General features: G+C 56.1%; 8 protein-coding genes. 5 read left to right on the forward strand and 3 right to left on the reverse strand.

The window, feature by feature from the left end:
- Nucleotides 1-56: 56 nt before the first annotated feature.
- Nucleotides 57-1,205 carry a 2-methylaconitate cis-trans isomerase PrpF gene (prpF, locus tag SB756_RS20380; RefSeq protein WP_027609228.1) on the reverse strand — a complete coding sequence of 383 codons (1,149 nt, stop codon included), beginning with the start codon at nt 1,203-1,205 and terminating at the stop codon, nt 57-59.
- A complete protein-coding gene (acnA, locus tag SB756_RS20385; protein WP_410911607.1) occupies nt 1,205-3,832 on the reverse strand; it encodes an aconitate hydratase AcnA in 2,628 nt (875 codons plus the stop codon). The genes prpF and acnA overlap by 1 nt, the downstream gene beginning before the upstream one ends.
- Before the next feature lie 295 nt (nt 3,833-4,127).
- Between acnA and SB756_RS20390 the strand changes: the two genes are divergently transcribed.
- The 4 genes from SB756_RS20390 to SB756_RS20405 all read left to right on the forward strand — a co-directional run bounded on the left by SB756_RS20390 (nt 4,128) and on the right by SB756_RS20405 (nt 9,020).
- The gene (locus SB756_RS20390; protein ID WP_027609230.1) at nt 4,128-5,447 is read left to right on the forward strand and encodes a CitMHS family transporter; all 1,320 of its coding nucleotides are present in this window, start codon (nt 4,128-4,130) and stop codon (nt 5,445-5,447) included.
- Nucleotides 5,448-5,702: 255 nt separating this feature from the next.
- Nucleotides 5,703-5,870 carry a hypothetical protein gene (locus SB756_RS20395; protein WP_155951524.1) on the forward strand — a complete coding sequence of 56 codons (168 nt, stop codon included), beginning with the start codon at nt 5,703-5,705 and terminating at the stop codon, nt 5,868-5,870.
- Between the two features lie 406 nt (nt 5,871-6,276).
- Nucleotides 6,277-7,203: a GntR family transcriptional regulator gene (locus tag SB756_RS20400; protein WP_027915682.1), complete on the forward strand. Its 927-nt coding sequence runs from the start codon at nt 6,277-6,279 to the stop codon at nt 7,201-7,203.
- 1,448 nt (nt 7,204-8,651) lie between these two features.
- Nucleotides 8,652-9,020, forward strand: coding sequence for a histone-like nucleoid-structuring protein, MvaT/MvaU family (locus tag SB756_RS20405; RefSeq protein ID WP_161774806.1), 369 nt, complete (start codon nt 8,652-8,654; stop codon nt 9,018-9,020).
- Nucleotides 9,021-9,255: 235 nt separating this feature from the next.
- Here the strand turns inward: SB756_RS20405 and SB756_RS20410 are convergent, their stop codons facing one another.
- Nucleotides 9,256-10,197: a tyrosine-type recombinase/integrase gene (locus SB756_RS20410; protein ID WP_027915684.1), complete on the reverse strand. Its 942-nt coding sequence runs from the start codon at nt 10,195-10,197 to the stop codon at nt 9,256-9,258.
- A gap of 206 nt (nt 10,198-10,403) precedes the next feature.
- Here SB756_RS20410 and SB756_RS20415 point away from each other — a divergent pair, with 206 nt between their 5' ends.
- On the forward strand, nt 10,404-11,396 hold the full coding sequence (locus tag SB756_RS20415; RefSeq protein ID WP_033693255.1) for a DNA-binding protein: 993 nt from the start codon (nt 10,404-10,406) through the stop codon (nt 11,394-11,396).
- Nucleotides 11,397-11,630 lie beyond the last annotated feature (234 nt).

An 11,630-nucleotide genomic window follows, 5' to 3' on the forward strand; every position in this document is an offset into this window, starting at 1 on the left:
TTGTTTTTGTTGTGATGAGTGCCGCCGACCTTCGAAGGTCGGCGGTAGCTGAGCCATCAGTACTTCGACGGTACGAGCACCCAGCCTTCCATCAGGCGGCGGGCGCTTCGGCTCATGACGGCCTTGTCTACAATCCAGTTGCCATCGACTTGGGTGGTCTGCGCGCCTACGGCAACGGTGCCGGCGGTGTGGCCCATATTGACTTGGCGTTCACCGATATCGCCGACGATACGGTTGACCAGCGTGCCTTCCAGAGCGGCCGCCACGGCAACGGCTACAGCGCCAGTGCCGGTGATTGCGTGGTGCAATTTGCCCATGGAAAGGATGCGGGCGATCACATCGATCTCGCCGGCTTCGACTGTCTTGCCACCGGCAGCGCCGTAGGTTTGCGGCGCAGCTACCAGGCAGAGCTTCGGCGTGTGAGGGCGAAGGCGTGTTGCTTCCTCAGCGGTAGCCGCCAGACCCATGGCTACGGTGCAGTGTGCGCGGATGGTTTCCAGCGACTGCAGCAGTTCGGCGTTGCCATTCACCTGGTCTTGGGTCTCGGTTCCGGTCAGGCCAACGCGCTGAGCGTCGACGAAGATCGTCGGGTTGCCTGCGTTGAGCAGCGTTGCCGGCAAGCTTGGGAAGCCAGGGATATCCAGTTCATCCACGACATTACCGGTTGGAAGAATGCTGCCGCCCGAACCGCCAGGCTGAAGGAATTCCACGACGATTTCGGCAGCAGGGAAGGCGACGCCATCCAGCACGAAATCACCTTCTTCAACGACCTCGCCATCCTTCATCGGGACATGGGCGATGATGCGCTTCTGAATATTGGCCTGCCAAATTCGGATGGTGGCGATGCCGTCACGAGGAGCATCGACTAGCCCTTGGCGAATGGCGAATGGGCCAACGGCTGCGCTCAGGTTGCCGCAGTTACCGGACCAGTCGACCACCGGGTTTTCGATTGCCGGGGCACCGAACAGGTAATCAACATCGCAATCGGTACGACCCGATTTACCGATGATGACGACCTTGCTGGAGCTGGAGGTGGCAGCACCCATGCCGTCGATCTGCTTGCCATAAGGATCCGGGCTGCCGATGACGCGAAGCATCAGTGCATCACGCTCGGGGCCTGCAGCCGGAACATCTTGCTCCAGGAAAAAGACGCCTTTACTGGTGCCACCGCGCATGAATACGGCAGGGATTCGAACTTGAGTCATTACACTGCTCCTTCCAGTTGCTTCGCTTGTGCAGCCTTGTCCATGCTCTCCACCAGCAGCTGCGGCAGCAGGCCGCCGCGGCGGAAGTAGCGCACGTCTTCATGCGTATCCAGGCGGCTGGTGACGGTTACGTTTTCAGTGGTGCCATCTGCACGCTCAATGACGAGTTGCAGCTTGTCGCCAGGCGCGAAGGTGTCGTTTATGCCTTCCACCGAGAACTTCTCGTGACCGGTCAGGCCCAGCGTCTTGCGAGTTACACCTTCTGGGAACTGCAGCGGGAGGATGCCCAGGCCAGCCAGGTTGGTGCGGTGGATGCGCTCGAAGCTCTCGGCCACGACAACGCGCACGCCCAGCAGGCGAGGGCCTTTGGCTGCCCAGTCACGCGACGAACCGCTGCCGTACTCCTTGCCTGCCACTACGATCAGAGGCTGCTTGCGATCGGCGTAGGCTTGGGCGGCTTCGAACACGGTGCTCACGCGGTTTTCCGGCAGCAGCAGCGTCCAAGGGCCTTCGCGGCCGTCACTCATCAGCTCGTTCTTCAGGCGGGGGCTTGCGAAGGTGGCGCGCTGCGCGGCTTCGTGGTTGCCGCGACGAGTGCCGTAGGAGTTGAAGTCATCAACACCAATGCCGTGGCCTTTGAGGTACGAACCGGCGTCGCTGTCCGGCAGGATGGCGCCCGACGGCGAGATGTGGTCGGTAGTAATGTTGTCCGACAGCATCACCAGAACGCGCATGTCTTTCAGGTCGCGTTGAGGGTCGGTAGCAGTCAGCTCATCGCTCCAGTACGGCGGCTTGCGGATGTAAGTGCTGCTCTGGTCCCAGGCGTACTGATCGGTGACGCCGGCGCGCAGGTCAGAGGCGATGACGCCCGCTTCGCGAGGTACCGAGCTGTAGGCCTTGTCGAACAGGTCGGCCGACAGTGCTTTCTTCTCGATCTCGTCCAGCTCTTGATCCGAAGGCCACAGCTCGCTGAGGTAAACCGGCTTGCCTTCGGCGTCGGTGCCGAGCGCATCCACTTGCGGGTCGATGCGGTAGGTGCCAGCGATCGCGTACGCCACGATCAGGGGAGGGGACATGATGAACACTTCACGAGCCAGCGGGTGTACGCGACCTTCGAAGTTGCGGTTACCGGAGGTCGCTGCAACGGTTTCCAGCTTGCGAGTGCGAATTTCGTCCTCGATCTCTTTGCTGAGCAGAGGGCCGGACATGCCGTTGCAGGTCGTGCAGCCGTAACCAACAACGTTGAAGCCCATGTTGTCGAGGTCCACGTTCAGACCTGCACGGTCCAGGTAGTCGGCGACCACCTTGGAGCCGGGTGCGAAGGAAGTCTTGACCCATGGAGCACTACGCAGACCGCGCTTGAGTGCATTGCGGGCGACCAGGGCCGCAGCGATCACGCCACGGGGGTTGGAGGTGTTGGTGCAGCTGGTGATGGCGGCAATCACGACCGAGCCGTTATCCAGGCCGGTAGGGACGTCTTTTGCTGCTTCGCCTTTACCCAGCAGGATGCGCTGGTGAGGTTGTTTCGGGCCGGCAATCGCACGACCAACGGTGCTCAGGTCGAGGGTGACGACACGGTCGTATTCGACCGATTCCAGGCTGTCATGCCACAGACCTTGATGTTTGGCATAAGCCTCGGTCAGCTCGGCAATCTCACCGCCGCGACCGCTGAGTCGCAGGTAGTGCAGGGTGCGATCGTCGATCGCGAACATTGCTGCGGTAGCGCCGAACTCAGGAGCCATGTTGGACAGGGTGCCACGGTCCGCCAAGGACAGGGCGGCAACGCCTGGTCCATGGAATTCCAACACGCTGCCGATTACGCCGGCTTTGCGCAGGCTTTCGGTCAAGGCAAGCGCGATGTCGGTAGCAACGTAGCCCGATGGCGGGACGCCTTCCAGTCGGACGCCGACGATTTCTGGAACCCGCATCATCAGGGCTTTGCCCAGCATTGCGGCTTCTGCCTCGATACCACCAACACCCCAGCCCAGCACGCCGATGCCATTGATCATGGTGGTGTGGCTGTCAGTGCCGACTAGCGTATCTGGGAAGGCCCACAGATCACCTTCGGATTCGCGCGTACCGATGACGGTGGTCAGGCGCTCCAGGTTGATCTGGTGAAGGATGCCGTTACCGGAAGGCACGATCGACAGGTTGTTGAAGGCCTTGTTGCACCAGCCCAGGAAGGCAAAGCGCTCGGCATTGCGCTCGCGCTCGATAGCTTCGTTATCGGCCAATGCGCTGGCATCACCCCAACGCTCTACGTTCAGCGAGTGGTCCACGACGAGGTGAGTAGGGGTGACCGGGTTTACCTGACGTGGATCACCGCCTGCTTTTGCTACTGCGTCACGCAGGCCGGCCAGGTCGACCAAGGCAGGGGTGCCGAGCAGGTCCTGAAGTACTACGCGAGCGGGGCGGAAGGGGATGTCGCTGTTTTTAGAGCGAGTGCAAATTACTTTCAGCGCCTCGTTCGGCTCTGCCTCGGTACGCAGGACGTTCTCAGCGAGGATCCGGAGGCTCATTGGCAGGCGGGCGAAGTCGCCGCCTATCGCTTTTACGGCTTCAGATACGTTGCAGACGCGGTAGTTGCGACCGTTTACGGCCAGGGTTTGGCCAATGTGCTTGCTCATGCCGGGGACCTCACAGGCGTGTTTTTTGTGAGGTGATATTGCGCTTTGTCTAAACTTGAGTCAATTTACTTCCAGCAGAAAAACTTCGGTCGAGCGCCGAATGGTCACCTTGAAGCCTGAAGACCGGCCATTGATCTGCCTGCCAGCCTTTCCCGCACAAAGACAAAAACGAGGAAATTCAAGATGAAATGCAATCAGACCTACCGTAAATCCGTCCGGCCTCAGTCCGCTCCTTCCGCTTCGTACCGCTAAAAGCCTGGCTTCGCGGCACTAATAAAATAAGGAGAGAGCCATGCTGCTGACCGTGCTCGGTTTTTCGATGGTCACCTGTTTCATGTACCTGATCATGACCAAGCGGCTGACTGCCCTGGTCGCCCTGATTGTGGTACCGATCGTGTTTGCCCTGATTGGCGGTTTCTATGCCGGCCTGGGCACGATGATGCTCGACGGCATCAAGACTCTGGCGCCGACTGGCGTCATGCTGACCTTCTCGATTCTTTACTTCGGCATCATGATCGACGCGGGACTGTTCGATTCATTGGTGCGCTGCATCCTGAAGATCGTGAAGGGTGACCCGCTGAAGGTCTTGGTCGGAACCACGATCTTGACCATGCTTGTATCCCTGGATGGCGACAGTTCCACTACTTACATGATCGTGGTCGCCGCATTCCTGCCGCTTTATCAGCGCCTGGGAATGAGCGTTCTGGGCCTGACCTGCGTGGTCAACATCGCAAACGGCATCATGAACATTTCCCCGTGGGGTGGTCCTACTGCCCGTGCTGCGGCTGCGCTGCATGTCGATGCAATGGACATCTTCCTGCCGATGGTGCCGTCGATGCTGCTGGGCTGCGCCTGCTTGCTCTTCATCGCAATTCTGCTGGGTCGACGTGAGCGTGCTCGCCTGGGCGTGGTTGCCGTGGATGATTTCCACAACGGCTCTATCGCGTTGGGTAATGGTTCGCATGAGGAGTGCGATCGCAATCGCCGTCCGCACATGTTCTGGCCCAACCTGTTACTCACTGCAACGATGATTGGCGTGTTGATGGCAGGTATCGTGCCGATTCAAGTGCTGTTCATGGTCTGCTTCGCCATCGCGGTGATGATCAACTACCCACATCTGGAGCAGCAGAAAGAGCGTATCTCCGCTCACGCGGGCAACGTTCTCGCGGTGACTTCGGTCATTTTCGCCGCAGGCATCTTCACCGGCATCCTTTCGGGTACCGGCATGGTCGATGCGATGGCGAAGGGGCTGTTGGCAGTCATTCCTGATGCGTTTGGCCCATACCTGGCGGTGTTCACTGCCTTGGTCAGCATTCCGTTCACCTTCTTCATGTCGAACGATGCCTTCTACTTCGGCATCTTGCCAGTGATCGCCCAGACCGCCGCTACGTACGGAATCTCGCATCTGGAGATCGCCCGGGCATCGGTGGTTGGTCAGCCTGTTCACTTGCTCAGCCCATTGGTGCCTTCGCTATATCTGCTGGTGGCGTTGGCAAAAGTCGACCTGGGTGACCACCAGCGCTTTGCGTTGAAATGGGCGCTCCTGGTGAGCATGGCCATGTTGGTAGGTGGCGTGATGTTCGGAGCATTCCCGGTCTATCACTCAGCTTCGTAAGTTGATGGCTGGCCGTCGGCTCTGCTGGCGGTTGGCTGTTGGCTGGGTTTCTGTTCTTCGGCAAGCCTGAAGACATGCGGTGGCTGTGCAGCCAAGAGAGCAAAACTATCTTGGATTCGCGTTCCGGTGGCGGCAAAAAGGGGGTACTGCAGCCTCTGCGCAAGGCTGCAACGTCTACACCCAGCATCCCCTCCTGACCTGGCTGCCGAGCTACCTTCAGCAAGAGCGGCATCTATTGCTGGAGAAATCGGTCTAGTGACTGCCATCCTGTATGCTGCTGCAGTCGTGCTATACATGGGGCTGGGCAACCTCATCGGCTGGTATCTGACTCGCGGTGGCGGGTTTAACTCAGGCAAGCGCCGTAACGTGATTGCGATCTCGATGCTGATTGATAACTGCATTTTTTCTTGTGCCGTTTGCTGAATCTACTGCATCGCTGGTTTTGATTACGTCGCTCACTTTGGCTGGCATCGCGTCGACTACTTCGCTGAACTTCTCTTTGCTCAAGGACCTGCTGCCAAGTACCGGTGACGTTGTCGGGCAGTTGCGTTCATTGTCGTTGGCGGAAACCTTTTCGGTGTGGCCGCTCCGAGCGCCACTGGGACGCTGTTCAAGCCACGAGTTCGTACAACTGGTCCTCATGATCGCAGGCATCCTCCTGGTGGCTGGTGCGTTTATTGCACTGCTATGACCCGTAAGCCAATGGTCTCGACATCTGTTAACGCCGAACTCCATTTGGAAATGAACCCGCAAAAGGCATAATGTGGGAGCTGTGGGGTTCGTCTGATGGGAGGAGCCCCACAATCCAACGCCCCAACTCGGAAAAGATATGAATTTGACGCCTCTTCAAGCCCGCGTGGCTCGCGATATCGTTGCCTATGTTCGCCAAGAGCAACTGGCTGCGGGGCATCATGTCTCGGAGCTAGGACTGGCTAAGGCTTTGAAGACGTCACGAACTCCTATCAAGATTGCTCTCAACTACCTTGCCGAGCGAGGATTGCTGAGTCAGGACCGCAATCGCGGTTTTTTCCTGGCCAAGCCCTATGATGATCTGGCTGAAATTGCCCAAGATTTGTCGGTCTCCATCGACGACCCGGTCTATCAGCAGATCGCGGTGATGCGACTGAACGGCCAGATTCCTGAGCAGTTTGCTGAAACGGACCTGATGCGTTTATTCAACATTTCACGCTATATGCTGCGAGGGGTTTTGAGCCGCATTCAACAAGAAGGCTGGATTGAGCAGCGTGCCGGCCAAGGCTGGCAATTCCTGCCGATGATCGACTCGGTCGAAGCCTACGAAGAAAGCTATTCCTTCCGAGCGATCATCGAGCCGGCGGGACTGCTTGCCCCAACGTTTATGATCGATACCGAAGCTTTGGCTCGCTGTAAAAAGCAGCAGCAATTCATTGCTGATGGCGGCTACCTGACCATGACTCCGCAGGAACTGTTCGAATCAAATGCTCAGTTTCACGAGACGCTTGCCAGCTTTTCCGGCAACAGATTTCACGTCCAGACGGTTCGTCGTCTCGACCAGCTTCGCCGTCTTGTGGAATACCGTCAGGCTAGCAAGCGCGCTCCTCGGCGAGAGCAGGCGGTTGAGCATCTCGCTATCCTTGCTTGTCTTGAAAAAGGTGATCGGCTTGCAGCAGCTGATCACATGCGTAAGCACCTGGAACAAGCTCGCCGGCATAAAGTTGCAGCTGAGTTATTCGAGGCAGGTGAGCTGCCAATCAAAGTTGCTTTTGAGTCGGATTGAGCTGGCAGTCTGGACCGCTTGTTCTATTCAGTTGTCTTTCCGGTTTAAATTGCGCAGTGCTGGTTTTCATGTTCCAGCGTACGTTCATCCGGTCCATGTTGGTGATGTCTGGTAGAGGTGGTTATAGCGGAGTCGTTTGTTGGCGCCCGCTCAGCGATAATTTCTGGATGTTGCATCAGATAGGCCTCGAACGCACGAGCGATCTTGTAGCTATTGTAAGGGGCCCCTATCCATAAGCCAGCTAAAACAAACAATTGGAGGCCCGTATGCTAGCGATAGATTTACTAGGCCCTTGCTCATCAGCAGGTCCGAGTTGCTGGAGTAGTCAGTTCCGTTGTTTCTGTGCGAATGGATCAGGTTCGCGGTCTAGCGGCATTCGTTTTGGGTAACCATCAATTGGCGGCTAACTGGCTCATCGAACCGGCCCTTGGCTTGGGGGGGGGGCGCCCCCTGCAGTCTTCTTATGGATAACGAAGGGTATCGCCAAGTCTGCGAGTGCCTTGTGAGAATGGATTATGGTGTTTATTGATGCGCTGAGGACGTGAATGTGAGTTCCGGCGTTTGGATAGTAGGGTCCCGCTGCGGTGGCGGAGTGCTATGTAGGTTTGAACGGATGGATGAGGTGCACGAGAAGTGGAAAAAACATGCGATACAGACTCGATTGTTTTGATCGTGGAGCAACATGATTTTCGTCATCCAGTTTTGACTCGTGCGGCCTGACGGCCTTCGCTGAGCGGATTGGGTCGTCCCCATTCGCAGCAGATCTGTGACAGACAGAATCTGATGAGTAACAGTTTAGGGTGGCTGAAGAATTTCCGCTTCCTTTGTCCGGTCTGACCAGAAATATGCACAACGAAGCACATCATAGATGCGCAGGTTCATAGTATTTACTAATAAAAATCTTATCTTCATTAATCATTACTATTAATGGCAGCAATGGTAGTAGCTCACTACCTCTCGTCGCAGGATCGACCATTCTCAATCGAAAGGTCGTTTTATGAACTGGTCAGACCGCTGCGCTTAACGATTTGTATTTCACTTCTGGGTGCAAATAAAGTCAATTCAGCTGCAAATTCAAGCTCACAACGCTATTTACTCGAGGAGTGTGACCTGACCGGTCTAACCTGTTACGCCTGCTCGTGTGGTTGAGGAGCGTGCGAAGCTAGGCCGGGCTGTCGTCCTATCAGTCTGGGTATAGGAAGTTAACCGTCGGTTGAATGTGATGCGCGGGACGATTGAGCGTGTCGAAAAGGCACGTGAATTCTGCAAGCAGAGTAGCCTGCGGTCAGTACAACATCATGAATGTGTCAAGATTTATGCACTCTAGAGAAAACAATCCATGGTAAGTTAAAGTCAACGATGATTTAGAATCAGCGTCAAACTAAAAGACATCGTTAACGAAATGCTTTAGGATGTCCGACTATTTTCATTAAATTTGAGGATCTCATATGTCCCGCCTGGCAGAATTCCGTCAGCTTGAGCAAAAATTGGCCGCCCAGCTGGCCGAGCTGGAAGAAATGAAAAGCTCTTCTGAGCTGCAGAAAGAAATCGAATTTGAGACCAAGCTGCGCGATTTGCTGAGCAAATACGGTTACAGCCTTCGCGACATTATCAACATTCTGGATCCGCAGGCGAACCGTCGTTCAGTCGCTCCTTCAGCTGCAGAAAAGTCCCCGCGCCGCGCCCGTCAGGTGAAGCAGTACAAGAACCCGCACAATGGCGAGATCATCGAAACCAAGGGCGGCAATCACAAGCTGCTTAAGGAATGGAAAGCCGAGTACGGATCCGAGGAAGTGGAAAGCTGGCTGGCTCGCTAGAATCATCTTCCGAACGCAGACAAACCGCCTTCAAGGGCGGTTTTTTTATACATCCCAACCGCTGGCATTGAATCAAATTTCTACGTTTTCAATGGCTACACCCGATTGGACCGGGACGTCATGAGATGTAAGTGAGCTGAGATGGCCATCTGTCTCGATCATGCCTATCCAGAAACTCCAGCCAGCAGCGGTCAACGCAATCCTACCTCTGTTGGCAATCAGAGCGCGCCAGAAATCACCCCTCAAGCTTCCGCACGAGTCCGCCGAATTGCTGGGCGGGCTCCACATAGCGCAGCGCCGACTTCATGTCACTCCAGCCTACGTATTCCATCAAGGTCTTGATGTCCCAGCCTGAACTCGCCGCCCATGTGGCAAAGCCCCGCCGGATGGAGTGAGCGGTAAACGTTTGAGAGGGTAGGCCGCAGCGCTCTAGGGTGCCCCGAAGAAGGGGGATGAGACTGTGGGCAGCGAGAGGTCGATCGCTGATGTTGCCCCAACGATCAATGCCCCGGAATACGCCGCCGCGGGTGAGGCCAGAAGCTTCCAGCCAATTGAGGTATGCCTCCACAGGACATAGCTTGGTCAATGAGGGGGTTTTGTACTCCCTCCCGATATTTTGTCGATCCCCCTTGCTAGTTCCCAAGTAAAACCTTATCCCAACGTAGCGCTCGGCATGTGTGTTCTCGATGGTGAGCCTGGCGAGTTCGTCTCCGCGAAACCCTCTCCAAAAGCCGATCGTCAGCAGGGCGATATCGCGAGTCGCTTTGAGTAGGCTAGACATGTTGCCGGCAGCTCTTGCCTGAACAACCTCCTCCTGGAGATGCGCCACTGCCTTTTCGAGATGCAGCAATGCTAGGGGTGCCGCTTGCTTTTGCTGCACAGGGTGTAATGCCCGAATGCCTTTTAACAATTGCCTGACCTTGGGTGCTTTAGTGGGGTCAGGGAATCCGTTGCTTTGATGCCAGTTGGCTAGGGCAGCCAAGCGCTGCTTGAGGGTACTGAGCGCCAGTTGGTCAGCGTACTCAGCGATATACCGTACCACTGACTCACTGGTAGTGGGCAGATAGCCGCCCCAGGTCACCTCGTAGTGGGCGAGGGCAGCCGCATAGCTCTTCGAGGTGTTCTCTCGAACGCTCGCCTCTAGGTACCTCTCTGCCTTGCTGACCACTTCAACCACGCAATTTTCCCCGCTTCGAGCCATCGGTTGCTCGCTTTTACCATTTGTACGGCATTTCTAACCATTTTACTGCCGCTCAACGGCATGACAAGCCATAAACCTCGATTATGTCTTGCCAAAAACTAAGGAAAACTTTGTATCTAATGGTGTTAAAGTGGCACGTAATTACATGAAACGTAAAACGGTACGAAATCGTAGGGATAGACATGGCTAGAGGCGGCATTAACCTGGTACTGGTGCGCAAGGCTCGCGAGGCTCTGCTGTCGAGAGGGCAGAACCCTAGTATCGACGCGATACGCATCGAACTTGGAAATACCGGCTCAAAGACAACGATTCAGCGTTTTTTGAAGGAGATTGAATCACACGATCCCCGACCCTCGGCTTCGCCTTCGCGCTTAAGTGATGAACTCACGGAGCTGGTGAGCAAGATGCTTGAACGCCTGGTTGAGGAGGGAAACGAAGCCTTGGCGCGTGAGCGAGCCGCTTTTGAGCTGGAACGCAAAGCGCTGAAAGCTGAGAGCAGTACACTTCAAAGCAAGCTTGAGCAGTCGCAATTGGAGATGGCCAAGCTGCAGTCAGCCCTGCAGGCCCAGGGCGAAGAACTCAACATCGTTCAATCCAGCCTTCAAACTGAGATCACTCGAAACGCCCGGATCAGCCAGAGCTGCAGCGACCTTGAGATTCGCGTGCAAGAGAAGGACGCCCAGATCGAATCTTTGGAGGAGAAGCATACGCACGCCAGAGAAGCACTCGAGCACTACCGAATAGCAGTAAAGGAACAGCGCGACCAGGATCTAAACCGTCACGAAACTCAGATCTACCAGATGCAGCAAGAGGTGACAGTCCTCCAGCAGACGCTCATGGTTAAGCAGGAAGAGGCCACTCGACTGATTCGCGATAATGAGCGATTGATCGCCGAAAGCCGCCAGCACGCCAAGGAGGCCAGCCTGCATCGTGACGCTATCGAGCATCTGAGAGGCGACCTGGGTATTGCCAATGCTGCAACTGCTCGCGCGGAAGGGGCCAAAGAGCTGCTGGCTCACCAGCTCGAAACCAAGACCAAAGAGGCGAGCGAGGCACGCTCCAAAAACTTGGAGGTACAGCAGAGAGAAAGGGATTTGGTACAGAAGCTCGCAATCGCAGAAGCTGAGATCAAGGAACTGCGGGCCTCGGACGATACGGATATTGCTCGAGAGTGAACTGGCCATGAAGGGTGAAGAGCTGACGGCCTCCCGCGAGAAGATCGCCACGTTGGTGTTGATGTGGACAAGTATCAAGAGCGAGCTTCGGCAGGCTGAGGCAGAGTTGAGCAAGGTGAGATATCAGCTTCAGGTAAGCGCTACGGCACACTGATAGGCCATTTTGTTCATTGCTGAAACCTTTCAATGGTTAGCGATCGTCTAGGCGCGACCAAAGGCTCATTACGACTGTAA

The organism is Pseudomonas sp. SIMBA_068 (genome assembly GCF_046534705.1).
Taxonomy (GTDB): Bacteria; Pseudomonadota; Gammaproteobacteria; order Pseudomonadales; family Pseudomonadaceae; genus Aquipseudomonas; species Aquipseudomonas putida.